This window comes from Campylobacter sp. LMG 7929 (genome assembly GCF_024723595.1).
In the GTDB taxonomy this organism is placed as follows: Bacteria; Campylobacterota; Campylobacteria; order Campylobacterales; family Campylobacteraceae; genus Campylobacter_D.
Genome location: NZ_JANQCY010000017.1, coordinates 1 through 24,955 on the forward strand (window position 1 = coordinate 1; position 24,955 = coordinate 24,955).

General features: G+C 31.7%; 21 protein-coding genes and 5 tRNA genes. 21 read left to right on the plus strand and 5 right to left on the minus strand.

Translation table 11 applies throughout. The annotated features are described in order from the left end of the window. Positions 1-541, minus strand: a 541-nt coding sequence (gene yaaA, locus CAMP5118_RS07310) for a peroxide stress protein YaaA (RefSeq protein WP_337216975.1), incomplete at its 3' end; no start/stop codon positions are given. Positions 542-632: 91 nt separating this feature from the next. On the opposite strand from yaaA, the gene CAMP5118_RS07315 reads away from it, so the two are divergent. The 19 genes from CAMP5118_RS07315 (at position 633) to fusA (ending at position 18,170) form a co-directional block, all read left to right on the plus strand. Further along, positions 633-708: transfer RNA gene (locus tag CAMP5118_RS07315), tRNA-Thr, on the plus strand. A 47-nt stretch (positions 709-755) separates the two neighbouring features. Continuing rightward, positions 756-841 (plus strand) — tRNA-Tyr (locus tag CAMP5118_RS07320). A gap of 7 nt (positions 842-848) precedes the next feature. Then, a tRNA-Gly gene (locus tag CAMP5118_RS07325) sits at positions 849-925 on the plus strand. A gap of 105 nt (positions 926-1,030) precedes the next feature. After that, a tRNA-Thr gene (locus CAMP5118_RS07330) sits at positions 1,031-1,105 on the plus strand. A 65-nt stretch (positions 1,106-1,170) separates the two neighbouring features. Next, entirely contained in the window at positions 1,171-2,370 is a 1,200-nt protein-coding gene (tuf, locus tag CAMP5118_RS07335) for an elongation factor Tu (RefSeq protein WP_039668122.1), read from the plus strand. A 39-nt stretch (positions 2,371-2,409) separates the two neighbouring features. Further along, the gene (rpmG, locus tag CAMP5118_RS07340; protein WP_012661178.1) at positions 2,410-2,568 is read left to right on the plus strand and encodes a 50S ribosomal protein L33; all 159 of its coding nucleotides are present in this window, start codon (positions 2,410-2,412) and stop codon (positions 2,566-2,568) included. Positions 2,569-2,589: 21 nt separating this feature from the next. Further along, positions 2,590-2,665, plus strand: a tRNA-Trp gene (locus CAMP5118_RS07345). Between the two features lie 16 nt (positions 2,666-2,681). Continuing rightward, positions 2,682-2,864, plus strand: coding sequence for a preprotein translocase subunit SecE (secE, locus tag CAMP5118_RS07350; protein WP_012661179.1), 183 nt, complete (start codon positions 2,682-2,684; stop codon positions 2,862-2,864). A gap of 4 nt (positions 2,865-2,868) precedes the next feature. Then, positions 2,869-3,399, plus strand: coding sequence for a transcription termination/antitermination protein NusG (gene nusG / locus CAMP5118_RS07355; RefSeq protein WP_012661180.1), 531 nt, complete (start codon positions 2,869-2,871; stop codon positions 3,397-3,399). 27 nt (positions 3,400-3,426) lie between these two features. Further along, on the plus strand, positions 3,427-3,852 hold the full coding sequence (gene rplK / locus CAMP5118_RS07360) for a 50S ribosomal protein L11 (RefSeq protein WP_012661181.1): 426 nt from the start codon (positions 3,427-3,429) through the stop codon (positions 3,850-3,852). 63 nt (positions 3,853-3,915) lie between these two features. Next, positions 3,916-4,617: a 50S ribosomal protein L1 gene (gene rplA / locus CAMP5118_RS07365; RefSeq protein WP_039617747.1), complete on the plus strand. Its 702-nt coding sequence runs from the start codon at positions 3,916-3,918 to the stop codon at positions 4,615-4,617. 154 nt (positions 4,618-4,771) lie between these two features. Beyond that, a complete protein-coding gene (rplJ, locus tag CAMP5118_RS07370; protein WP_012661183.1) occupies positions 4,772-5,251 on the plus strand; it encodes a 50S ribosomal protein L10 in 480 nt (159 codons plus the stop codon). Between the two features lie 19 nt (positions 5,252-5,270). Beyond that, positions 5,271-5,648 (plus strand): 50S ribosomal protein L7/L12, encoded by a 378-nt coding sequence (gene rplL, locus CAMP5118_RS07375; RefSeq protein ID WP_012661184.1) that lies wholly within the window; start codon positions 5,271-5,273, stop codon positions 5,646-5,648. A 95-nt stretch (positions 5,649-5,743) separates the two neighbouring features. After that, complete coding sequence (gene rpoB, locus CAMP5118_RS07380; RefSeq protein ID WP_263683249.1) at positions 5,744-9,877, plus strand: DNA-directed RNA polymerase subunit beta; 4,134 nt, start codon at positions 5,744-5,746, stop codon at positions 9,875-9,877. After that, complete coding sequence (rpoC, locus tag CAMP5118_RS07385) at positions 9,870-14,423, plus strand: DNA-directed RNA polymerase subunit beta' (protein ID WP_337216976.1); 4,554 nt, start codon at positions 9,870-9,872, stop codon at positions 14,421-14,423. Before rpoB ends, rpoC begins: the two co-directional genes overlap by 8 nt. A 42-nt stretch (positions 14,424-14,465) precedes the next feature. Then, the gene (locus CAMP5118_RS07390; RefSeq protein ID WP_263728210.1) at positions 14,466-15,098 is read left to right on the plus strand and encodes a CatA-like O-acetyltransferase; all 633 of its coding nucleotides are present in this window, start codon (positions 14,466-14,468) and stop codon (positions 15,096-15,098) included. A gap of 62 nt (positions 15,099-15,160) precedes the next feature. Next, the gene (rpsL, locus tag CAMP5118_RS07395; RefSeq protein ID WP_012661187.1) at positions 15,161-15,544 is read left to right on the plus strand and encodes a 30S ribosomal protein S12; all 384 of its coding nucleotides are present in this window, start codon (positions 15,161-15,163) and stop codon (positions 15,542-15,544) included. 67 nt (positions 15,545-15,611) lie between these two features. Beyond that, positions 15,612-16,082, plus strand: a complete 471-nt coding sequence (rpsG, locus tag CAMP5118_RS07400; RefSeq protein ID WP_012661188.1) for a 30S ribosomal protein S7 — start codon at positions 15,612-15,614, stop codon at positions 16,080-16,082. 12 nt (positions 16,083-16,094) lie between these two features. Continuing rightward, complete coding sequence (fusA, locus tag CAMP5118_RS07405; protein ID WP_039668128.1) at positions 16,095-18,170, plus strand: elongation factor G; 2,076 nt, start codon at positions 16,095-16,097, stop codon at positions 18,168-18,170. A 32-nt stretch (positions 18,171-18,202) separates the two neighbouring features. Here the strand turns inward: fusA and CAMP5118_RS07410 are convergent, their stop codons facing one another. From CAMP5118_RS07410 to putP, 4 genes are all read right to left on the minus strand, one after another. Further along, the gene (locus CAMP5118_RS07410; RefSeq protein WP_337216977.1) at positions 18,203-18,685 is read right to left on the minus strand and encodes a pyridoxamine 5'-phosphate oxidase family protein; all 483 of its coding nucleotides are present in this window, start codon (positions 18,683-18,685) and stop codon (positions 18,203-18,205) included. 64 nt (positions 18,686-18,749) lie between these two features. After that, positions 18,750-20,120 carry a hemolysin family protein gene (locus CAMP5118_RS07415; RefSeq protein ID WP_337216978.1) on the minus strand — a complete coding sequence of 457 codons (1,371 nt, stop codon included), beginning with the start codon at positions 20,118-20,120 and terminating at the stop codon, positions 18,750-18,752. 78 nt (positions 20,121-20,198) lie between these two features. After that, positions 20,199-21,179, minus strand: coding sequence for a putative transporter (locus tag CAMP5118_RS07420; protein ID WP_263679664.1), 981 nt, complete (start codon positions 21,177-21,179; stop codon positions 20,199-20,201). After that, on the minus strand, positions 21,180-22,658 hold the full coding sequence (gene putP / locus CAMP5118_RS07425; protein WP_337216979.1) for a sodium/proline symporter PutP: 1,479 nt from the start codon (positions 22,656-22,658) through the stop codon (positions 21,180-21,182). Positions 22,659-22,800: 142 nt separating this feature from the next. Here putP and CAMP5118_RS07430 point away from each other — a divergent pair, with 142 nt between their 5' ends. Both CAMP5118_RS07430 and modB read left to right on the plus strand, forming a co-directional pair. Next, positions 22,801-24,006 carry a saccharopine dehydrogenase family protein gene (locus CAMP5118_RS07430; RefSeq protein ID WP_337216980.1) on the plus strand — a complete coding sequence of 402 codons (1,206 nt, stop codon included), beginning with the start codon at positions 22,801-22,803 and terminating at the stop codon, positions 24,004-24,006. A 35-nt stretch (positions 24,007-24,041) separates the two neighbouring features. Continuing rightward, positions 24,042-24,719 (plus strand): molybdate ABC transporter permease subunit, encoded by a 678-nt coding sequence (gene modB, locus CAMP5118_RS07435; protein WP_263679660.1) that lies wholly within the window; start codon positions 24,042-24,044, stop codon positions 24,717-24,719. The last annotated feature ends 236 nt before the right edge of the window (positions 24,720-24,955 follow it).

Consider the following 24,955-nt stretch of genomic DNA (forward strand, 5'->3'; position numbering starts at 1 on the left):
TAAAGGGTTGTTTAATGGTGTAAAATTTTTCATAAAATTTGGCTCTAAGATCGATTATTAATTCATTTTCTAAAAAATCATCAATCTCACCGGAAAAATTTTCTTTATAAAATTTTTCTATATTAAAATCTTTGATTTTTTCTCCTTGTTTTAATTTATAATAAGGTATTAAATCTTTTGCTAACATAGGACCAAAAAGATTTGAAAATATTAATACATTTTCATCTATATATTTTTTAGCTATTTCATCCAAACTCTCATAATCTAAATATTCAAAAGCAACACCATTGTATCTTTGAATTGCTTTAGTTGTATCTTTTTTTAATATATCTTGGCTAAGATTATATAGTTCATCTTTGTCTTTGATACCAAAAAATTTTTCAAGAATATTTTCATCACATTCTTTAATAAATTTTTTGTATTTAGCAATTACTTCAAGTCTTTTATCGTATAGCTTGTTAAATATGAATGATTTTTCATTTAAACAACTATGTGTATTTATTTTACTTTTTCCCTCACTAGGTGAAAATAAAATTTTCATAATAAATCCTTTATTTTTTAAAAATTATACAAAATTATTTAAAACACTTGACATTAATTTAAAATTACATTATAATTCAACTTTATTTTTTGCTGGTTTAGCTCAGTTGGTAGAGCAGCTGCCTTGTAAGCAGCAGGTCGGGGGTTCAAGTCCCTTAACCAGCTCCATTGTTAATAGCAGTGTTTGACCAGAAATAAAAAGCATTATTATTCATGGTGAGTTACTCAAGTGGCCAACGAGGGCAGACTGTAAATCTGCTGGCTTTCGCCTTCCGTGGTTCGAATCCACGACTCACCACCATTGCTTTGCGGGAGTAGCTCAGTTGGCTAGAGCATCAGCCTTCCAAGCTGAGGGTCGCGGGTTCGAGTCCCGTTTCCCGCTCCAACCTGATTTTGGTAGAGTGAAACTGGGAGCTGTTTTTAAATTCAGAATTTCTAGCAGTTTCAAATTTCCAAAATTTTATAGTTTATGTTTTTAATTTTTCTGAGCGCTCGTATGGCTCAGAGGTAGAGCACTCCCTTGGTAAGGGAGAGGTCGCGGGTTCAAGTCCCGCTATGAGCTCCATTGATTTCAAAAGATTATAAAACATAAATTAGTATTTGTTTGTAAATTTTATATGGAGGAAAAAGATGGCTAAAGAAAAATTTTCACGTAATAAGCCTCACGTAAATATTGGTACTATTGGTCACGTTGACCACGGTAAAACTACTTTAACAGCTGCTATCTCTGCTGTTCTTTCAAGAAGAGGTTTGGCTGAGCTTAAAGATTATGATAATATCGATAACGCTCCTGAAGAAAAAGAGCGTGGTATTACTATTGCTACTTCTCACATTGAGTATGAAACAGAAAATCGTCACTATGCTCACGTAGACTGCCCAGGTCACGCTGACTATGTTAAAAACATGATTACTGGTGCTGCTCAAATGGACGGTGCTATTCTTGTTGTTTCTGCTGCAGATGGCCCAATGCCACAAACTAGAGAGCACATCTTACTTTCTCGTCAAGTAGGTGTACCATATATTGTTGTTTTCATGAACAAAGCTGATATGGTTGATGATGCTGAGTTATTAGAATTAGTTGAAATGGAAATTAGAGAGTTATTAAGCTCTTATGATTTCCCAGGAGATGATACTCCAATTATTTCAGGTTCAGCTTTACAAGCTCTTGAAGAAGCAAAAGCTGGACAAGATGGTGAATGGTCTAAAAAAATCTTAGATCTTATGGCAGCAGTTGATGAGTATATTCCAACTCCAGCTCGTGATACAGATAAAGATTTCTTAATGCCTATCGAAGATGTATTCTCAATTTCAGGTCGTGGTACAGTTGTTACTGGTAGAATTGAAAAAGGTATTGTTAAAGTTGGCGATACTATTGAAATCGTTGGTATTAGAGAAACACAAAGCACTACAGTAACTGGTGTTGAAATGTTTAGAAAAGAAATGGATCAAGGTGAAGCAGGAGATAACGTTGGTGTTCTTCTTCGTGGAACTAAAAAAGAAGATGTTCTTCGTGGTATGGTTCTTGCTAAACCTAAATCAATAACTCCTCACACTGATTTTGAAGCAGAAGTTTATATTTTAAATAAAGATGAAGGTGGACGCCATACTCCATTCTTTAATAACTATAGACCACAATTTTATGTAAGAACAACTGATGTTACTGGCTCTATCCAACTTGCAGAAGGCGTTGAAATGGTTATGCCAGGCGATAATGTTAGAATTACTGTAAGTCTTATTGCACCAGTTGCACTTGAAGAGGGTACTCGTTTTGCTATCCGTGAAGGTGGCCGTACTGTTGGTTCAGGTGTTGTTTCTAAAATTATTAAATAATTATAAGCGAGATTTAATCTCGCTTTTTAAGGAATAAAAATGAGAATTAAAGTTGGTTTAAAATGTGAAGAGTGCGGTGATATTAATTATAGCACTTTTAAAAATAGTAAAAATACAACTGAAAAGTTAGAATTAAAAAAATATTGCCCAAGATTGAAAAAACATACAATTCATAAAGAAGTTAAATTAAAAAGTTAAGGCTTTTATAAAAAAGCCCTTAGGGCAATAGCTCCAACGGTAGAGCGCCGGATTCCAAATCCGATGGTTGGGGGTTCGAATCCCTCTTGCCCTGCCACAAAATAAGGTAAAATATGGAAAAACTAATAACTTATTTTAAATTGTCAAAAGCTGAATTAGGAAAAGTAATTTGGCCTTTGAAAGAGCAAGTTAGAAATGCTTATATTACAGTTTTTGTAGTTGTTACTGTTGTTTCATTATTTTTAGCATTAGTTGATTTGATTATGTCATTTTCATTATCTAAGATTATAGGATAGAAAAATGAATCATAAATGGTATGCAATTCAAACTTATGCAGGTAGTGAGATGGCTGTAAAAAGAGCCATAGAAAATTTAGTTAGAGATCATGGAATTCAAGAGCAATTATTAGAAGTAATTGTTCCAACTGAAGATGTGATTGAATTTAAAAATGGTAAAGAAAAAATAAGCGAAAGAAGTTTATATTCAGGCTATGTATTTGCTAATATAGACTTATCAACAGAGCTTTGGCACAAAATTCAGTCTTTACCAAAGGTTGGTCGTTTTATAGGTGAAAGTAAAAAACCAACTCCATTAAGTGAAAAAGATATCAATCTTATTTTAGAAAAGGTGAAAAATAAAGCAGCACCTAAGCCTAAAATTTCATTTGATAAAGAAGAAAGTGTAAGAATAACTGAAGGTCCTTTTGCAAACTTTGTTGGTATTGTAGAGGAATATGATATGGTTAGAGGCGTTTTAAAGCTAAATGTTTCTATATTTGGTAGATCAACTCCAGTAGAAATCTTATACTCTCAAGTTGAAAAAATAGTTTGATTATATAGTAAGTAAAGGAGAAAGGTTATGGCTAAAAAAGTCGTAGGAGAAATTAAATTACAAATAGCTGCTACTAAGGCTAATCCATCACCTCCAGTTGGTCCTGCTTTAGGTCAACAAGGTGTTAATATTATGGAATTTTGTAAGGCATTTAATGAAAGAACAAAAGATATGGCTGGTTTTAATATTCCAGTTGTTATTACTGTTTATGCAGATAAAAGCTTTACATTTATAACAAAACAACCACCAGCTACAGATTTAATTAAAAAAGCTGCAGGTATTTCTAAAGGTGCGGATAACCCTTTAAAAAATAAAGTAGGTAAATTAACTAAAGCACAAGTTTTAGAAATTGTAGATAAAAAAATCGCTGATATGAATACAAAAGATAGAGAGCAAGCTGCTAAAATTATCATGGGTTCTGCTCGTTCTATGGGTGTTGAAATCGTAGATTAATACTCTTTACCGCCAAGAGTTTAAAAAGGCGGTAGCACTTTATATAAAATGCGGAGAAAATTGATGTCTAAAAATACTAAAAGATTTACAGAATTATTAAAAAAAATAGATTCAAATAAAAACTATTTAATGGATGAAGCAATAAGCACAGTAAAAACTCTTGCTTCTGCTAAATTTGATGAAACAGTTGAAATTGCTTTAAAATTAAATGTTGATCCAAGACATGCAGATCAAATGGTAAGAGGTAGTGTTGTTTTACCTTGCGGTACAGGTAAAAAAGTTCGTGTTGCTGTTATTGCAAAAGATGCAAAAGCTGATGAAGCAAAAAATGCAGGTGCTGATATAGTTGGTAGCGATGATTTAGTAGAAGAAATTCAAAAAGGTAATATGAATTTTGATGTTTTAATTGCTACACCAAATTTAATGGGTCTAGTAGGTAAAGTAGGTCGTATTTTAGGACCTAAAGGTTTGATGCCAAATCCTAAAACAGGTACAGTAACAATGGATGTTGCTCAAGCTGTTAATAATGCTAAAAATGGACAAGTTAATTTCCGTGTTGATAAACAAGGAAACATCCATGCAGGTTTGGGTAAAGTTAGTTTTACTCAAGAACAATTAAAAGAAAATATGACAGCATTCGTAAAAGCTATTAATAAACATAAACCAGCTGCTGCAAAAGGAAGATATATTAAAAATGCTAGTCTTTCTTTGACTATGAGTCCTTCTCTTTCTCTTGATACTCAAGAATTACTTGATACAAAATAAAATTAATGAGAGTTTTTCTCTCATTAATAAAAATTAGATAAGATAATAACTTTTATCTTATCTAATTTTTATCTTAGATTGGAGATAGCCGAGGTCTTAGGACTTAATTAGATTTTCTGCTCTGCTTGAAATCACCGGTCGGAAAGGAGTAAAGATGACTAAAAGCCAAAAAATTGAACTTGTTTCTAAGCTTGAAGAGGGTTTTAAGGCTAGTGAAGCTGTTGTAGTTTGTAACTACAAAGGTTTAAATACTAAAAAACTTGAAGAGTTAAGAAATAATGCGAGAGAAATGGATGTTAAAGTTCAAATTATTAAAAATACTTTAGCAAGTATTGCTCTTAAAAATGCCGGCAAAGATGGAATGGAACTTAAAGATACAAATATTTATCTTTGGGGTGAAGACCAATTAAATGTTTCAAAAGTTGCTGATAAATTTAGCGAAGCTAATCAAACATTTGAAATCAAAACCGCATTTATTGATGGTGAAGTTGCTTCAGTAGATAAAGTTAAAGCTTTAGCTAAAATGCCTTCTCGCAATGAATTGCTTGCTATGCTTTTGCAAGTTTGGAATGCGCCAATCACCAATTTTACAATTGGATTAAATGCATTAAAAGAAAAAAAAGAAGCTGAATAAAATTTAAAAAGGATAAAAAATGGCAATTACTAAAGAAGATGTATTAGAATTTATTTCTAACCTAAGTGTTCTTGAACTTTCAGAATTAGTAAAAGAATTTGAAGAAAAATTTGGTGTTTCTGCTGCTCCAGTTATGGTTGCAGGTGCTGCTGTTGCAGGTGCTGCTGGCGGTGCTGCTGAAGAAAAAACTGAATTTGACATCGTATTACAAGATGGTGGCGATAAAAAAATCAATGTAATTAAAGTTGTTCGTGCTTTAACTGGTCTTGGACTAAAAGAAGCAAAAGATGCTGTTGAACAAACTCCATCAGTTCTTAAAGAAGGTGTTAGCAAAGCTGAAGCCGAAGAAGCTAAAAAACAACTTGAAGAAGCTGGCGCTAAGGTTGAGCTTAAATAATTTTTTTGTTTTAAAAGAAAGGATTTTATATCCTTTCTTGTTTTCCTTTAATTAGGATTCTTTCTTTCAATACTTTTACCATGGGGTATAATAATATGTTAAATTCACAATCAGGAAATCGTTTAAGAATAGACTTCTCGAATGTTCCACAACAAATAGACATTCCAAATTTATTACAATTACAAAAGAAAAGTTTTGATTATTTTTTAAACATAGATGCTAAAAATTCAGAAAGTGGAATTGAAAAAGTATTTAAATCTATTTTTCCAATTCATGATCCACAAAATAGATTAAGTTTAGAATATGTAAGTAGTGAAGTAGGTAAACCTAAGTACACTATTAGAGAGTGTATGGAAAGAGGTTTGACTTATTCTGTAAATTTAAAAATGAAAATCCGTTTAACTTTACATGAAAAAGATGAAAAAACGGGTGAAAAAATTGGTATAAAAGATATTAAAGAACAAGAAATTTATATTAGAGAAATCCCTTTAATGACAGATAGAATTTCTTTTATAATTAACGGAGTTGAAAGGGTTGTAGTAAATCAACTTCACAGAAGTCCGGGTGTTATATTTAAAGAAGAAGAAAGTTCTACTGTTGCAAATAAATTAGTATATACAGCCCAAATCATACCAGATCGTGGTTCTTGGCTTTATTTTGAATATGATGCTAAAGATGTGCTTTATGTGCGTATTAATAAAAGAAGAAAAGTGCCTATTACAATTTTATTTAGAGCACTTGGTTATAAAAAACAAGACATTATAAAATTATTTTACCCTATACAAACTATTCATGTTAAAAAAGATAAATTCTTAACTGAATTTAATCCAAATGACTTTTTAGATAGAGTTGAGTATGACTTGAAAGATGAAAAAGGCAATGTAATTCATCAAGCTGGTAAAAGAATGACAAAGAAAAAGGCTGAACAGCTTGTAAAAGATGGGGTTAAATGGGTTGAATATCCAGTTGAAATTTTAACAAATAGATATTTAGCTAATCCTATTATTAATAAAGAAACTGGTGAGGTTTTATTTGATTCTTTAACGCTATTAGATGAGGGAAAACTAGCAAAAATTAAAGAGGAAAAACAGTTTGATATTGCTAATGACTTAGCTAATGGAGTAGATGCTGCTATTATTAATTCTTTCATTCAAGATAATGAAACTTTAAAATTATTAAAACAAACCGAGAATATAGATGATGAGAATGATTTAGCAGCTATTAGAATTTATAAAGTAATGAGACCAGGCGAACCGGTAGTAAAAGATGCTGCAAAAGCTTTTGTGAATGATTTATTTTTTAATCCTGAAAGATATGATCTAACAAAAGTTGGTCGTATGAAAATGAATCATAAACTAGGATTAGATACACCTGAATATGTTACGGTTTTAACCAATGAAGATATAGTAAAAACTGCAAAATATTTAATTAAAGTAAAAAATGGTAGAGGTCATATTGATGATAGAGACCATTTAGGTAATCGTCGTATAAGATCAATTGGAGAACTTCTAGCAAATGAACTTCATGTAGGTCTTGCTAAAATGCAAAAATCAATTAGAGATAAATTTACGGCTTTAAATACAGATATTGATAAAGTAATGCCTTATGATTTGATTAATCCTAAGACAATTACTGTAACAATTATGGAATTTTTTACTGGTGGTCAATTATCTCAATTTATGGATCAAACAAACCCATTGAGTGAAGTGACTCACAAACGTCGTTTATCAGCGCTTGGTGAAGGTGGTTTAGTAAAAGAAAGAGCGGGTTTTGAAGTACGTGATGTTCATGCAACGCATTATGGAAGAATTTGTCCTGTTGAAACTCCAGAAGGTCAAAACATCGGATTAATTAATACACTTTCAACTTATGCTAAAGTAAATGATCTAGGCTTTGTTGAAGCACCTTATAAGAAGGTAGAAAATGGAAAAGTAAGTAATGAAATTGTTTACTTGACTGCTACTCAAGAAGAGGGCTTGGTGATTGCAGCCGCTTCAACTAAAATTGATGAAAAAGGTAATATTGTTGAGGAATTTGTTGAAGCAAGACAAGATGGTGAAACAATCCTAGCAAGAAGAGAAGAAGTACATTTGATTGACCTTTGTTCAGGTATGATAGTAGGGGTTGCAGCGTCATTAATCCCATTCTTAGAGCATGATGATGCAAACAGAGCTTTAATGGGTTCAAACATGCAACGTCAAGCAGTGCCTTTACTAACCGCACAAGCACCTATAGTAGGTACTGGTATGGAAAAAATCATTGCTCGTGATGCTTGGGAGGCTATTAAAGCTAAAAGAGCAGGGATTGTAGAAAAAGTTGACAATAAAAATATTTTTATTTTGGGCGAAGATGAAAATGGACCATTTATTGATCATTATAAAATGGAAAAAAATCTAAGAACTAACCAAAATACAACTTTTATTCAACACCCGATTGTGAAAAAAGGCGAATTTATTCAAGCAGGTCAAATCATTGCAGATGGCCCAAGTATGGATCAAGGAGAGCTTGCTATTGGTAAGAATGCCTTAATCGCATTTATGCCATGGCATGGGTATAACTATGAAGATGCTATTGTAATTAGTGAGAAAATTTTACGTGAAGATACTTTTACTAGTGTTCATATCTATGAAAAAGAAGTAGAGGCTAGAGAGCTTAAAGATGGTGTAGAAGAAATTACAAAAGACATTCCAAATGTAAAAGAAGAAGATTTAGCACATCTTGATGAGAGTGGTATCGCTAAAATAGGAACTCATATAAAGCCTGGTATGATTTTGGTAGGTAAAGTTTCACCTAAGGGTGAAGTAAAACCTACACCTGAAGAAAGATTATTAAGAGCTATTTTTGGTGAAAAAGCTGGACATGTTGTAAATAAATCTTTATATGCAACCGCCTCATTAGAAGGTGTTGTTGTAGATGTAAAAATCTTTACTAAAAAAGGTTATGAAAAAGATGCACGCGCTATAAAAGCTTATGATGATGAAAAATTAAATCTTGAAAAAGAACATCATGATAGACTTTTAATGATGGATAGAGAAGAAACTTTAAGAGTATGTTCTTTACTTTCTAAATCAGCTTTAAATTCAGATGAAGAAATAAATGGTGTTAAATATAAAAAAGGCTCTAAAGTAGAAATTACAGAATTAGAAAAAATCAATCGTTTTGCATTAAATTCTTTAGTTAAAGCTTATTCTAAAGAAGTACAAAAGGAATATGATGATTTAAAAAATCATTTCCAAAATGAGAAGAAAAAACTTAAAACAGAGCATGATGAAAAATTAGAAATTTTAGAAAAAGATGATATTTTACCAAGTGGGGTAGTAAAACTTGTTAAAGTATATATCGCGACTAAGAGAAAATTGAAAGTTGGGGATAAAATGGCAGGACGCCATGGAAATAAAGGTATTGTGTCTAATATCGTTCCAGAAGTTGATATGCCATATTTACCTGATGGAAGACCTATTGATATAGCCTTAAATCCTCTAGGGGTTCCAAGTCGTATGAATATAGGACAAATTCTTGAAAGTCATTTGGGGATTGTTGGTATGAGACTAGGTGATCAAATTCAAGAAATTTTTGATAGAAAACAAAAAGATTTTGTAAAAGAATTACGTGAAAAAATTCTTGAAATTTGTAGTGTATCTAGACTTGAATTAGAAAAGAAATTTGTGCAAACTTTAAATGATGAACAGCTTATTTCTTATGCTAGAGATTGGGCTAAAGGAGTGAAATTTGCTACTCCTGTATTTGAAGGCGTAACGGTTGAAGAATTTGGTAAGCTTTTTGAAATGGCTAAAATAGCTATGGATGGAAAAAGCGAACTTTATGATGGAAGAACTGGTGAAAAAATGGCAGAGCGTGTGCATGTTGGATGTATGTATATGCTTAAATTACACCATTTAGTAGATGAAAAAGTTCACGCAAGAAGTACTGGACCTTATAGTCTTGTAACACAACAACCAGTTGGTGGTAAGGCTTTATTTGGTGGACAAAGATTTGGTGAGATGGAGGTTTGGGCTCTTGAAGCTTATGGAGCAGCTCATACTCTAAGAGAAATGTTAACCATAAAATCTGATGATGTTGAAGGTAGATTTAGTGCTTATAAAGCTTTAACAAAAGGTGAGAATGTTCCAGCAACAGGTATTCCAGAGACATTCTTTGTACTTACAAATGAATTAAAATCTCTTGCTTTAGATGTTGAGATTTTTGATAAGGATGAGAATAATGAGTAAATTTAAACCTATCGAAATAAAAGAAGATGGCAGACCTAGAGACTTTGAAGCTTTTCAATTAAGACTTGCAAGTCCTGAAAAAATCAAATCATGGTCTTATGGTGAAGTAAAAAAACCAGAAACAATTAATTATAGAACTTTAAAGCCTGAAAGAGACGGGCTTTTTTGCGCTAAAATTTTTGGACCAGTAAGAGATTATGAATGTCTTTGTGGTAAGTATAAAAAAATGCGTTTTAAAGGTATTAAGTGTGAAAAATGTGGTGTTGAAGTTACTAGTTCTAAAGTACGCCGCTCAAGAATGGGGCATATTGAATTAGTTACACCAGTAGCACATATATGGTATGTAAATTCTTTGCCAAGTCGTATCGGTACTTTACTTGGCGTAAAGATGAAAGATTTAGAGCGCGTATTGTATTATGAAGCATATATAGTAGAAAATCCAGGTGATGCATACTATGATAATGAAAATACTAAAAAAGTTGAATTTTGCGATGTATTAAATGAAGAGCAGTATTTAAATTTAATGCAGCGCTACGAAAGCAGTGGTTTTAAAGCTAGAATGGGTGGTGAAGTTGTTAGAGATTTGCTAGCAAATTTAGATCTTGTTGAGCTTTTAAATAAATTAAAAGAAGATATTGCAGCAACTAATTCAGAAGCAAAGAAAAAAACTATCATCAAACGCTTAAAAGTGGTGGAAAATTTCTTAAATAGTAATTTAAATACTAATACAAATAGTGATGAAGTAGTTCCAAATCGTCCTGAATGGATGATGATTACAAATTTACCTGTGTTACCACCTGATTTAAGACCTTTGGTAGCTTTAGATGGTGGAAAATTTGCAGTTTCTGATGTGAATGATTTATATAGAAGAGTTATTAATAGAAATACACGTTTAAAAAGACTTATGGAGCTTGATGCACCTGAAATTATCATTAGAAATGAAAAAAGAATGCTTCAAGAAGCAGTCGATGCTTTATTTGATAATGGTAGAAGAGCAAATGCAGTTAAAGGTGCAAATAAACGTCCATTAAAATCTTTAAGTGAAATCATCAAAGGAAAACAAGGTCGTTTCAGACAAAATCTACTTGGTAAAAGAGTGGATTTTTCAGGTCGTAGTGTTATTGTTGTTGGGCCAAAACTTAGAATGGATCAATGTGGTTTACCTAAAAAAATGGCTTTGGAATTATTTAAGCCACATTTGTTAGCTAAACTTGAAGAAAAAGGTTATGCTACCACTGTAAAACAAGCTAAAAAAATGATAGAAAATAAAACCAATGAGGTTTGGGAGTGTTTAGAAGAGGTTGTTAAAGGTCATCCTGTAATGCTTAATCGTGCACCAACCTTACATAAGCTTTCCATCCAAGCTTTCCATCCGGTTCTTGTAGAGGGTAAGGCAATTCAACTTCATCCATTAGTATGTGCAGCGTTTAATGCTGACTTTGATGGGGATCAAATGGCTGTGCATGTGCCTTTATCACAAGAAGCAATAGCTGAGTGTAAAGTATTAATGCTCTCATCTATGAATATCTTGCTTCCAGCAAGTGGTCGTTCTGTGACTGTACCTTCTCAAGATATGGTTTTGGGGATTTATTATCTATCTTTAGAAAAAGATGGTGCTAAGGGTGAGCATAAAATTTGTACAGGTATTGAAGAGGTTATGATTGCCCTAGAAGCAAAATCTTTAGATATTCATGCAAGTATTAGAAGCGTAGTTGATGGAAGAAAAATCACTACGACTGCTGGAAGATTAATTATTAAGTCTATCTTGCCTGATTTTGTTCCTGAAAATATGTGGAATAAAGTCATGAAGAAAAAAGATATTGCAGCTTTGGTTGATTATGTTTATAAAGAGGGCGGACTTGAAGTAAGTGCTAGCTTTTTAGATAAATTAAAAGATCTTGGTTTTGAATATGCAACAAAAGCGGGTATTTCTATTTCAATTGCTGATATTATTGTGCCTGATCAAAAGCAAAAAAGTATAGAAGAAGCTAAAAAACAAGTAAGAGAAATCCAAAATTCATATAATTTAGGTTTGATTACTTCAGGCGAAAGATATAACAAGATTATTGATATTTGGAAAAGCGCTAATAATGTCTTATCAAAAGATATGATGGAGTTGATTAAAAAAGACAAAGAAGGATTTAACTCTATTTATATGATGGCAGATTCTGGCGCTAGGGGTTCAGCGGCTCAAATTTCTCAGCTTGCTGCGATGAGGGGTCTTATGGCTAAACCTGATGGTTCTATTATTGAAACACCGATCATTTCGAACTTCCGTGAAGGACTTAACGTTCTTGAGTATTTCATTTCAACTCACGGTGCTAGAAAAGGTCTTGCAGATACAGCGTTGAAAACAGCAAATGCAGGTTATTTGACAAGAAAACTTATCGATGTGGCACAAAATGTAAAAGTTACAATGGAAGATTGTGGTGCACATGAGGGTGTTGAAATTAATGAAATTACTGCAGATGGTGTTGTGATTGAAACCTTAGAAGAAAGAATTTTAGGAAGAGTTTTAGCTGAAAATATTATTGATTCTATTACTAATGAGATTTTGTTCTCAGAAGGTACTTTAGTAGATGAGGAAAAAGCTAGAATTATTGTTGAAAGTGGAGTAAAGAGTGTAAGCATTAGAACTCCTATTACTTGTAAAGCTAAAAAAGGAGTTTGTTCTAAATGCTATGGTATTAATCTAGGCGAAGGAAAATTAGTTAAACCAGGTGAGGCTGTAGGTATTATATCTGCTCAATCAATCGGTGAGCCAGGAACACAGCTTACACTAAGAACTTTCCACAGTGGTGGTACTGCTAGTACAGATTTACAAGATCGTCAAGTGGTAGCACATAAAGAAGGTTTTGTAAGATTTTATAATCTTAATACCTATGAAGATAGACAAGGTAAAACTATAGTGGCTAATCATCGCAATGCTGCTATTTTACTTGTGGAGCCAAAAATCAAAGCTCCATTTAAAGGAACTATCCATATTGAGCATGCATATGAGGATGTGGTGGTTAGCGTTAAAGCAAAAAACAATGAAGCTAAATTTATATTAAGAAAGTATGACTTAGCAAAAGCTAATGAGCTTGCAGGTGTAAGTGGTAATATCGAAGGTAAATTATATATTCCATATAGCGATGGTGCTGAAGTAGCTGAAAATGAAAGTATTGTAGAAGTAATCAAAGAGGGTTGGAATATACCAAACCGTATCCCTTATGCGAGTGAATTGCTAGTAAAAGATGGCGATCCTATCACTCAAGATATTGTAGCTGGTGCAAAAGGTACCTTGAAGTTTTATATGCTTAAAGGGGATGGTTTAGATAGAATTAGAAATCTTAAAAAAGGTGATGTAGTTAAAGAAAAAGGTGTTTTTGTTGTTATTGCTGATGAAAATGATAGAGAAGCAAAAAGACACTATATACCAAGAGATTCTGTGATTGAATTTGATGATAGTACTTTTGTGGATAATCCTAAAACTATCATAGCAAAATCAAGCAAAGAAGATAAAACTATCATTGCTGAATGGGATGCATATAATAATACTGTAATTGCAGAAGTTGCAGGTACAATTAACTTTGAAGATATTGAATCAGGCTATAGTGCTGATGAGCAAATTGATGAAGCAACTGGTAAAAGATCACTTGTTATTAATGAGTATTTACCAAGTGGAGTGCGTCCAGCGTTGTTAATCATAGGTGAAAACGATCAAGTGGTGCGTTATCAACTCGAACCAAAAACTGTTATTTATGTAAACGATGGCGATAAGGTTAAGCAAGCTGATATCTTAGCTAAAACACCAAAGGCAGCAGCTAAATCAAAAGATATTACTGGAGGTCTTCCAAGGGTATCTGAATTATTTGAAGCAAGAAAGCCAAAAAATACTGCTGTTGTGGCTGAAATTGACGGGGTTGTTAGATTTGATAAACCTTTAAGATCAAAAGAAAGAATCATTATCCAAGCAGAAGATGGAAGTAGCGCAGAGTATTTAATTGATAAATCAAAACGCATTCAAGTAAGAGATGGTGAATTTATTCATGCGGGTGAAAAATTAACCGATGGAGTTATTTCAAGTCATGATGTGCTTAGAATTTTAGGTGAAAAAGCATTGCATTATTATCTTATTTCTGAAATTCAGCAAGTTTATCGTGGTCAAGGTGTTGTGATTTCTGATAAGCATATTGAAATTATCGTATCGCAAATGCTAAGACAAGTAAAAATTGTTGATAGTGGTCATACAAACTTTATTGTGGGTGATTTGGTTTCAAGAAGAAAATTCAGAGAAGAAAATGAAAGAATTTTAAGATATGGCGGTGAACCTGCTGTAGCTGAGCCTGTATTGCTTGGGGTTACAAGAGCAGCTATTGGAAGTGATAGTGTGATTTCGGCTGCTTCATTCCAAGAAACAACAAAAGTTTTAACAGAAGCAAGTATCGCAGGTAAATTTGACTATCTTGAAGATCTAAAAGAAAATGTAATCTTAGGTCGCATGATTCCTGTTGGTACAGGTCTTTATGGAGATCAAAATTTAAAACTTAAACAACAAAATTAATTTTCAATCCTAGCGATTTTGCTAGGATTTTTGGAGTGTATTATGTTCAAAGTGATTGATTTGGAAAAATATAAAAGAAAGGATCATTTTGAATTTTACACTCAAAATATTCCTTGCTCGTTTGAAATTACTGTTAAATTAGATATTAGTTCTTTTTATTATTTTATTAAAAACAATAATTATGAATTCTACCCTTGTTTTATCCACACTATTAGTAAAAGTATAAATGCTTTTGATAATTTTAAATTTAGTTTAGATCAAAACAAACAACTAATATGTTATGATATTATCCATCCTTCTTATACTATTTTTCATAAGGATTCTAAAACTTTTTCTGTTCTTTGGACTTTCTATAAAGAAAATTTAAATGATTTTTTATCTTTATATGAAGAGGATAAACAATTAATAAAAAACGATAAAAGTATGTTTTTAAAAGAACCTATAGATAATCTTTTTAATATTTCTGCTATTCCTTGGATAGTTTTTGAAAATTTTTCTTTACACTTGCCAAAAAAAGAGCAGTATTTCTTTCCTATTATAACAAGTGGAAAGATTATAAAAGAAAATAAAAAATTTCTCATTCCTTTTAGTATTAATGTTAATCATGCCACCAATGATGCTTATCACATTTATTTGTTTTTAGAAAAACTCCAAGAAAACCTTAATAGTTTATAATTTTATAAGTAAAATTTAGATATTATCCAAAGTTTATTATTTTATTAATGAAAGGAATTACTGTGCCAACCATAAATCAATTGGTTAGAAAAGAGCGCAAAAAAGTTTTAGAAAAATCTAAATCACCAGCGCTTAAAAATTGCCCACAAAGAAGGGGAGTTTGTACTAGGGTTTATACAACAACTCCTAAAAAACCAAACTCAGCGTTAAGAAAAGTTGCCAAAGTAAGACTTACAAGTGGCTTTGAAGTTATTAGTTATATCGGTGGTGAAGGTCACAACCTACAAGAACACAGCATTGTTTTAGTGCGTGGTGGTAGGGTAAAAGACTTACCAGGTGTTAAGTATCACATTGTTCGTGGTGCCTTAGATACTGCAGGTGTTGCAAAAAGAACTGTTTCTCGTTCTAAATATGGTGCAAAACGCCCTAAAGCAGCAGCTAAGTAATAAGATTGCAGACAAATCCGTTAGATTTGATTTTGTTTGAGTAAAATTATAAATTTGAAGGAAAATTATGAGAAGAAGAAAAGCTCCGGTAAGAGAAGTCTTGCCAGATCCGATTTATGGAAATAAAGTAATCACAAAATTCATTAATTCTTTAATGTATGATGGTAAAAAAAGCACGGCTACGACTATTATGTATGGTGCTTTAGAAGCTATCGATAAAAAAGGTGGAGAAAAAAAAGGTATAGAAATTTTTAATGATGCTATTGAAAATATCAAGCCTTTATTAGAAGTTAAATCTCGTCGTGTTGGTGGTGCTACTTATCAAGTTCCAGTAGAAGTACGCCCAGCTAGACAACAAGCTTTAGCTATAAGATGGATTATTTCTTTTGCTAGAAAAAGAAGTGAAAGAACTATGATTGAAAAATTAGCAGCTGAATTATTAGACGCAGCTAATAGTAAAGGCGCTTCATTTAAGAAGAAAGAAGATACTTATAAAATGGCAGAAGCTAATAAAGCATTTGCTCATTATCGCTGGTAAGAGGAGTAAAACATGTCAAGAAGTACTCCTTTAAAAAGAGTTAGAAATATAGGTATTGCAGCTCACATTGATGCTGGTAAAACAACTACTAGTGAAAGAATTCTTTTCTTTACAGGTATGAGTCATAAAATTGGCGAAGTACATGATGGTGCAGCTACAATGGACTGGATGGAACAAGAAAAAGAAAGAGGTATTACAATTACTTCTGCTGCTACAACTTGTTTTTGGAAAAATCACCAAATCAACCTTATAGACACTCCAGGCCACGTTGACTTTACAATCGAAGTTGAAAGATCAATGCGTGTTTTAGATGGTGCTGTTGCAGTATTTTGTTCAGTAGGTGGAGTTCAACCACAATCAGAAACTGTTTGGAGACAAGCTAATAAATATGGTGTTCCAAGAATTGTTTTTGTAAATAAAATGGATAGAATTGGTGCAAATTTCTTTAACGTGGAAGAGCAAATTAAAAATCGCTTAAAAGGTAACCCAGTTCCACTTCAAATTCCAATTGGTGCTGAAGATAATTTCAAAGGTGTGATTGATCTTATCACTATGAAAGCTTTGGTATGGGAAGATGAAAGTAAACCAACCGATTATGTAGAAAAAGAAATTCCAGCTGAGCTTAAAGAAAAGGCTGAAGAATATCGTGTAAAAATGATAGAAGCTGTTTCTGAAACAAGCGATGAATTAATGGAGAAATATTTAGGCGGTGAAGAACTTACTCAAGAAGAAATCAAAGCAGGTATTAAAGCAGGATGTTTAAGTCTTTCTATGGTTCCTATGCTTTGTGGTACGGCTTTTAAAAACAAAGGTGTTCAACCACTGCTTGATGCTGTTGTTGCTTATTTACCAGCTCCTGATGAAGTTGCTAATATCAAAGGTGAGTATGAAGATGGTACAGAAGTTTCTGTAAAATCAACTGATGATGGTGAATTTGCAGGTCTTGCATTTAAAATTATGACTGACCCATTTGTTGGACAATTAACTTTCGTTCGTGTATATAGAGGAAGTTTAGAAAGTGGTTCTTATGCATATAATTCAACAAAAGATAAAAAAGAAAGAATTGGTCGTCTTTTGAAAATGCACTCTAATAAAAGAGAAGAGATTAAAACTTTATATGCAGGGGAAATTGGAGCAGTTGTTGGTCTTAAAGATACACTAACTGGTGATACCTTAGCAAGTGAAAAAGATAAAGTTATTTTGGAAAGAATGGATTTTCCAGATCCTGTTATTTCAGTTGCTGTTGAGCCTAAAACAAAAGCAGATCAAGAAAAAATGTCTATTGCTTTAAATAAATTAGCTCAAGAAGATCCAAGCTTTAGAGTTTCTACAGATGAAGAAAGTGGTCAAACCATCATTTCAGGTATGGGTGAGCTTCACTTAGAAATTATTGTTGATAGAATGCTTCGTGAGTTTAAAGTTGAAGCAGAAGTTGGTCAACCTCAAGTTGCTTACCGTGAAACTATTAGAAAAACAGTTGAGCAAGAATACAAATACGCTAAACAATCAGGTGGTCGTGGTCAGTATGGTCATGTATTCTTAAGACTTGAGCCGCTTGAACCAGGTAGTGGATATGAGTTTGTAAATGATATCAAAGGTGGGGTAATTCCAAAAGAATATATTCCAGCTGTTGATAAAGGTATACAAGAAGCATTGCAAAACGGTGTTTTAGCGGGATATCCTGTTGAAGATGTTAAAGTAACTGTTTATGATGGAAGTTACCATGAAGTGGATTCTTCTGAAATGGCATTTAAACTTGCTGCTTCTATGGGCTTTAAAGAAGGTGCTAGAAAAGCAGGTGCAGTAATATTAGAACCTATGATGAAAGTTGAAGTTGAAACTCCAGAAGAATACATGGGTGATGTTATTGGAGATTTAAATAAACGTCGTGGTCAAGTAAATTCAATGGATGAAAGAGGTGGTAATAAAATTATTACAGCATTTTGTCCTTTGGCTGAGATGTTTGGTTACTCAACTGATCTTAGAAGTCAAACTCAAGGCCGTGCTACTTATTCTATGGAATTTGATCACTATGATGAAGTTCCAAAAAACGTTTCTGAAGAAATTATCAAAAAAAGAAATGGTTAATCTACCAAGATGAGCAAAAAGCTCATCTTGAATTATTTATGTCCTTTTGAATTAATTAAATTAATTACTCCTTCATTAATTTCATATGCTTTTCCAAAACCTTTAACATATCTTCCATTTTTTAGTATCAGCTGAAATAAATGAAAATCTTTCATATTTTTAATGACTTGGATTATTTCTTTATTGTTTTCATTTTCATAAGTATTTAATACTTGCTCAAAGAGTTGATTATCTCTTGTTATTTCTGCACTCTCTACTCTAAATTTAAGTCTTTTTCTTGCAAAGATTGACACGCAATCTTTTTCATCTTCTATAAACATAATTTCTATGTTTTTATTATTGTATTTTGCTCCTTCAAAGTGTTCAGCGATTTCACTAATATAAATATAAAAGTCATTTTTAATTTTTATAATAGGTGCGTATGAGCATATTGTTTGATTGTTTAAATTTAAAGAAGATATCATAATGCTTTTGCATTCTTGCATAAATTGATTAATTTCATCATGTAATTGCATATATTTTCCTTGTAGGTTAGAATGGATAAGATTGAGGACTGTATGAAAGTAAAAGAAGAGTTTATCACTCTTCTTCATCAGTATTTTTGCGTACAACTTTAATGCGTTCTATACTATTTCTATCCATCTTTTTGACTTCATAGTAGCAGAATTCATCTTCTATTCTATCTCCAACTACAGGTAAGCGTCCTAAGAGATTGAAAACATATCCACCTATAGTGACTTGTTCTAGCTCTTCATTAAAGCGTATATCAAGCATTTCTTCTACTTCGCTAATTTCATATCTTCCTTGAAATTCATAAATGTTTTCTGCAAGTTTTTTAAAATGTGGACTAGAATCATCATGCTCATCGTTAATATCTCCAACGATTTCTTCCATAATATCTTCCATGGTTAAAAGTCCAGCTGTGCCACCATATTCATCCACTACTAACGCTGTGTGCACTTGTTCTTTGTTCATCATGAAAAGGACTTTAGATATGCTGATATTTTCTGGCACCAAGATCATTTTGATTAAAAAATCATCTAAATTTTTCTTATCTTTGCTAAGTTCGTTTTGCATGATATCTCTAATGTGTACCATACCTAAAATGATATCTTTAGAACCATCTATATATGGAAAGCGTGTGTGTTTGTACTGACAAACTATTTGCATATTTTCCTCATAGCTTTTTTGTTTGTTAAGACATATCATATCTTTTCTAGGTGTCATGATTTCTTTTGCTACTGTATCTGAAAAATCAACAGCATTACGTATGATTTCAGTTTCAAATTCATCCAAAACTCCACCTTTTTGGCTTTCACTTGCAATAAATTTAATTTCTTCTTCAGAGTGGCTTAATTCATGTTCTTTAGCAGGTTTAATACCTATAACTTTTAAAGAAACTGCAGCTAAAAAGTCAAATGTTTTAATGAAAGGTAAGAAAAGTAACCAAAACAAATGTAATGGTCTTGCAACCCATAAAACAGCTTTATCTGCAATAGTGATAGCAACGCTCTTTGGAACTAATTCACCTAATACAACATGCAATAATGTGATAATAGCAAAAGCGATAACAAATGCTATAGTATGAATTAATGCTGGAGCTAAGCCTAAATTTGCCAAAGGAACTTCAAGAATTTTAGCAATAGCAGGTTCACCTATCCAACCAAGAGCAAGAGAGCTTAGCGTAATACCAAGTTGGCAGGCGCTTAAATAAGTATCTAGTTTTGAAGTGACTTCTAAAGCTTTTTTTGCATTACGTTTTTTTTCTTTTACCATTTCTTCGAGTTTTGATCTACGTACTTTAACAATAGCAAATTCAGATAAAACAAAAAATCCATTTAAAAGCACTAAAGCTAATGCAACAAGAATCATAAAAGTAGAATAGCCTACATCAATTGAGGCAACAGCGGGTAATGTTTGATTTAAGTCTAAAGATTGACTGGGGTCCAAAAAAACTCCTTTAATAAAATTTTTGCAAAATTATATCAAATCAAAACTATAAAATTAGCTTAAAATAAACGACATATTTTAAATTAATTTATGTTTTCTATATTCAATATTTTTTTCAAATTCATCTAAACGTTTATAAATGCTACGCAATTGTGTGATAGTTGTCCAATTGGTGATAAAAATACTAAATGATGATCTAACTTGATCAAAAGCATTGCCAACTTGTATGATAATTCCAAGTTGTATAAGTCCTAAAAACAAGCTTGGAGCCATGATTAAAAAAGGCACTATAACCATGATTTGCTCAAATAAATAAAGCCATATATTAAAATACCCATAATGCAAAAATAATCTTTTATAATTGATTTTAAGTCCAGTAAATAAACTTAAAATACTTTCATCGCTCGCATAATTTTTTCTATCATCTTCAGCAAAAACAAGTTCTTTTCTAAAAGCAGCTTCAGCTTTTTGATTATTATATTCAAGACCAGGTAATTTAATGCCAACAAACCATGATATAACAAGACCTCCCAAAGAAACCAAAAATGCAATCCATACTAAGGATCCATTAATGTCTTTTAAGATAGGTAAATTAACATGCACACTTAACATCCACAAAATCGGAACAAAAGCAATTAAAGTCATAATTGCCTTAACAAAAGCCAATCCTAAGCTTTCTATGATTTTTGAAAAATTATAAATATCTTCTTGAATTCTTTGTGAACTACCTTCTATGTTGTCATCTTTTTTTTGCCAAAATTTAATATAATCAAAAGTCATAGCTTCACGCCATTTAAAGGCATAAATACTTCCAAAATATTGTGTGATAGTAGCGATTAATACATAAGGCAATGCTAGATATAAAAATTGCTTAATAAAATGATAAAAGTCATCTATACTATGATTTTTTGCATCTTGTAAAACATCATAAAATTCTTTATACCATTCATTTATTGCAACATTAATGGAAGTTTGAGCAAGTAAAGAAGCTAGTAAAAAAAACAAACCCAAATAAGCCCACAATGCCCATTTTTTTGAATAAAAAAAAGATTTAAACATTTAAATTTCTTTTAACATTTTTTCATAGTGTTTTATTGTATGTTTTTTTGCTTTAAAAATCACACTAAAAATCACAATAAAACAGCTTGCAACTAAAAATCCAGGAATGATTTCATAAATTGCTATAAAATTTGAACCAAAATGTTTATAAAATATAACAGTTAAAGCTCCGCTAACCATTCCAGCTATTGCACCTTCTTTGCTCATATTTTTATAAAATAAAGAAAATAAAATAACACTTCCAAAGCTTGCACCAAAACCAGCCCAAGCGTAAGAAACTATACTTAAAATTTGACTTTGAGTATCAAGTGAAAGCATAAAAGCTATGCAAGCAACAGCTAAAACACCTAGACGTGATAATAAAGTAATATTTTTATCATTTGTTTTTCTTTTTAAGATTTGTGTATAAAAATCTTGCACCAAGCTAGAAGCGCATACTAGTAGTTGAGAACTTGCAGTACTCATTATAGCTGCTAAAATTGCACTGAGTAAAATTCCTGCCACCCAAGGATTAAAAAGCACTTGAGACATTACAATAAATATTCTTTCAGGATCATTTAAAGTAAGATTAAATTTGGCTATATAAGCAATACCTAAAAATCCTATCATAGCAGCACCAAATAAAGAAATTACCATCCAAGTTATACCTATAAAAGTTGCAGTAGGAATTTCTTTTACATTTTTTATAGAAATAAAGCGGATTAAAATGTGAGGTTGACCAAAATAACCAAGCCCCCATGCTAGGGTTGATACTACGACTAGCCAACCACCACCATCTAAACCAAAGGCTTGGGGTTTTACATCATTTATAGTAGAAAAAGCTTCGCCAAAGCCATCAAGTTCAAAAATCATCACAAAAGGAATGATGATTAATGAGCTCATCATTAAAAGTCCTTGTATCATATCAGTCCAGCATACAGCTTTATAACCACCTAAAAAAGTATATAAAACAATAACTAAAAATCCAATACTCAAGGCAAAAATATAAGGCAAATTAAATACACTTTCAAAAAGTTTAGCACCACTTACTAATCCAGCGCTAATGTAAATAGTAAAAAATACCAAAATAACTACCGCACAAATGCTTCTTAAAATATGCTTATCATCATGAAAGCGACTTTCGAAAAAATCAGGAATTGTAATACATTCTTTGGCTATTTGAGAAAAAATCTTTAATCTTTTAGCAACAAAAGTCCAGTTCAAAAACATACCAAAGCTTAAACCTATGGCTATATAAATTTGTCCCAAACCAGCTGCATATAAAGCACCAGGAAAAGCCATTAAAAGCCAACTACTCATATCAGAAGCACCTGCACTTAAGGCAGATATTACAGGCCCCATGGAGGCATTACCAACAAAATAATCTTTACTGTTTTGATTTTTTTTGTAAAAATACAAACCTATAAAAAGCATTAAAAATGCATAGGTAATAAAAGTAATAACAATAGGATAAGAAAGTTCCACACTTTGTAAATTCATAAGTGTCCTTAAAAAATTTAAAAAACTATCATTTTACTTGTTTTGGTTTAAAAAAACATTATAAAAATTATTTTTTATTTTTTATTTCAATGCTTTATAAAGTTTTTTTGTTACAATTTTCTAAAAAATTTAAGGAAAATAAATGAAAAATCTTTTGATTATAGGTGCAGGTGGTGTAAGTCGCGTTGCAACTGTAAAATGTGCAATGAATAGTGATGTTTTTAGTAAAATAACTCTAGCAAGTAGAACTAAAAGTAAATGTGATGAAATAGCAGCTTTTATAAAAGAGCGTTTAGGTATAGAAATTCAAACTGAGCAAGTAGATGCAGATGACACATCTGCTGTTGTAGAACTTATCAAAAAAACAGGAGCTGAAATTTTATTAAATGTGGCTTTGCCTTATCAAGATCTTGCTTTAATGGATGCGTGTATTCAAACTAATATTCACTATGTAGATACTGCAAATTATGAACATCCTGATTTAGCTAAATTTGAATATAAAGAACAATGGTTAAGAAATGATAAGTTTAAACAAGCAGGAATTTTAGGACTTTTAGGAAGCGGTTTTGATCCAGGTGTTACTAATGTATTTTGTGCTTATGCGCAACAAAATTTATTTGATGAAATTCATTATATTGATATACTAGATTGTAATGCAGGTGATCATGGATATGCCTTTGCAACTAATTTTAACCCTGAGATAAATTTAAGAGAAGTATCTGCTAAGGGTCGTTATTGGGAAAATGGAAAATGGATAGAAACTGAACCTATGGAAATAAAAATGGAGTGGGATTATCCTGAAGTAGGAGTAAAGGATAGTTATTTGCTTTATCATGAAGAGCTTGAAAGTTTAGTAAAAAATATCAAAGGTCTAAAAAGAATAAGATTTTTTATGACTTTTGGACAAAGTTATTTAACTCATATGAAATGTCTTGAAAATGTTGGTATGCTAGGTATTAAACCTGTTATGCATCAAGGTAGAGAGATAATACCAATAGAATTTTTAAAAACTTTACTTCCTGATCCTGCTAGTTTGGGCCCTCGTACTAAAGGTTACACTAATATAGGTTGTGTAATCCGTGGTGTAAAAGATGGAAAAGATAGACAAGTTTATATTTACAATGTTTGTAATCACGAAGAATGCTTTAAAGAAACTGGAGCGCAAGCTGTGAGTTATACTACCGGAATTCCTGCAATGATAGGAACAAAGTTAATTGCTAAAGGAATTTGGCAAGGAAAAGGCGTGTTTAACATGGAAGAATTTGATGCTAAACCTTTTATGGATGAGTTAAATACTCAAGGACTTCCTTGGAAAATTATGGAAATGGAGCCAAATTTAGGAAAGTAATCTCAAGTCTTTTTTGACTTGAGAAAGTTTTAATAATGACACAATTATTATTAAGTATAGATTGGACACCTTTTTTAGTTTCCATAAAGCTTTCTATTATTACTTGTATAATTTTGTTTTGTTTTTGCATACCTCTTGCTTGGGTTTTTACTTTTAAGCAATTTAGAGCAAAAAAAATTCTAGAAACCATAATAACCTTACCTTTGGTTTTACCACCATCTGTTGTTGGTTTTTACTTGTTGATTTTGTTTTCAAAATACTCTTTTTTGGGTAATTTTTTAGAAAAACACTTTAATATCACTTTAGCTTTTACCTTTGAAGGTTTGGTGATAGCAAGTTGTATTTATTCTTTACCTTTTATGTTTAATCCTTTATATAATGCAATGTCTATGATTTCTAAAAATATTATAGAGGCTAGTTTTTCTTTGGGAAAAAATTCTTTCATCACACTTTTTAAAGTAATCTTACCTAGTATTAAACCAGCTATATTAAGTGCTTTGGTGATAAGTTTTGCACATACTATGGGTGAGTTTGGTATAGTATTAATGATAGGCGGTTCTTTAAGTGGAGAAACAAAAGTAGCTAGTATTGCTATATATGAAAGTATGGAAAATTTAGATTTTACCACAGCCCATATTTATAGTCTCATACTTTTAATTTTTAGTTTTATTGTTTTACTAAGTGTGAATCTTCTTAATAAACAAAAAAGATAATATACTTATATTATCTTAAAACATAATCCATTTATTGTTTTCAAGTATTTTTAGTATAAATTTATCTAAATCAAGGTTGGATTCGAACCAACGGCCCCCTCCTTAAAAGGGAGATGCTCTACCGGTTTTTTCATATTTTATAAAACTCATATTCTATCATTTCCCACTATTTTTCTAAAAATTCTATCACATATTATCAACCAATATCCACAGTCCTTTTTTTATTATCCTCTCTC

What these genes read in the sequence shown, in the direction of transcription:
- tuf (WP_039668122.1), top strand. Translation starts at nt 1,171, where the DNA reads ATGGCTAAAGAAAAATTTTCACGTAATAAGCCTCACGTAAATATTGGT.
- rpmG (WP_012661178.1), top strand. Translation starts at nt 2,410, where the DNA reads ATGAGAATTAAAGTTGGTTTAAAATGTGAAGAGTGCGGTGATATTAAT.
- secE (WP_012661179.1), top strand. Translation starts at nt 2,682, where the DNA reads ATGGAAAAACTAATAACTTATTTTAAATTGTCAAAAGCTGAATTAGGA.
- nusG (WP_012661180.1), top strand. Translation starts at nt 2,869, where the DNA reads ATGAATCATAAATGGTATGCAATTCAAACTTATGCAGGTAGTGAGATG.
- rplK (WP_012661181.1), top strand. Translation starts at nt 3,427, where the DNA reads ATGGCTAAAAAAGTCGTAGGAGAAATTAAATTACAAATAGCTGCTACT.
- rplA (WP_039617747.1), top strand. Translation starts at nt 3,916, where the DNA reads ATGTCTAAAAATACTAAAAGATTTACAGAATTATTAAAAAAAATAGAT.
- rplJ (WP_012661183.1), top strand. Translation starts at nt 4,772, where the DNA reads ATGACTAAAAGCCAAAAAATTGAACTTGTTTCTAAGCTTGAAGAGGGT.
- rplL (WP_012661184.1), top strand. Translation starts at nt 5,271, where the DNA reads ATGGCAATTACTAAAGAAGATGTATTAGAATTTATTTCTAACCTAAGT.
- rpoB (WP_263683249.1), top strand. Translation starts at nt 5,744, where the DNA reads ATGTTAAATTCACAATCAGGAAATCGTTTAAGAATAGACTTCTCGAAT.
- rpoC (WP_337216976.1), top strand. Translation starts at nt 9,870, where the DNA reads ATGAGTAAATTTAAACCTATCGAAATAAAAGAAGATGGCAGACCTAGA.
- CAMP5118_RS07390 (WP_263728210.1), top strand. Translation starts at nt 14,466, where the DNA reads ATGTTCAAAGTGATTGATTTGGAAAAATATAAAAGAAAGGATCATTTT.
- rpsG (WP_012661188.1), top strand. Translation starts at nt 15,612, where the DNA reads ATGAGAAGAAGAAAAGCTCCGGTAAGAGAAGTCTTGCCAGATCCGATT.
- fusA (WP_039668128.1), top strand. Translation starts at nt 16,095, where the DNA reads ATGTCAAGAAGTACTCCTTTAAAAAGAGTTAGAAATATAGGTATTGCA.
- CAMP5118_RS07410 (WP_337216977.1), bottom strand. Translation starts at nt 18,685, where the DNA reads ATGCAATTACATGATGAAATTAATCAATTTATGCAAGAATGCAAAAGC.
- CAMP5118_RS07420 (WP_263679664.1), bottom strand. Translation starts at nt 21,179, where the DNA reads ATGTTTAAATCTTTTTTTTATTCAAAAAAATGGGCATTGTGGGCTTAT.
- putP (WP_337216979.1), bottom strand. Translation starts at nt 22,658, where the DNA reads ATGAATTTACAAAGTGTGGAACTTTCTTATCCTATTGTTATTACTTTT.
- CAMP5118_RS07430 (WP_337216980.1), top strand. Translation starts at nt 22,801, where the DNA reads ATGAAAAATCTTTTGATTATAGGTGCAGGTGGTGTAAGTCGCGTTGCA.
- modB (WP_263679660.1), top strand. Translation starts at nt 24,042, where the DNA reads ATGACACAATTATTATTAAGTATAGATTGGACACCTTTTTTAGTTTCC.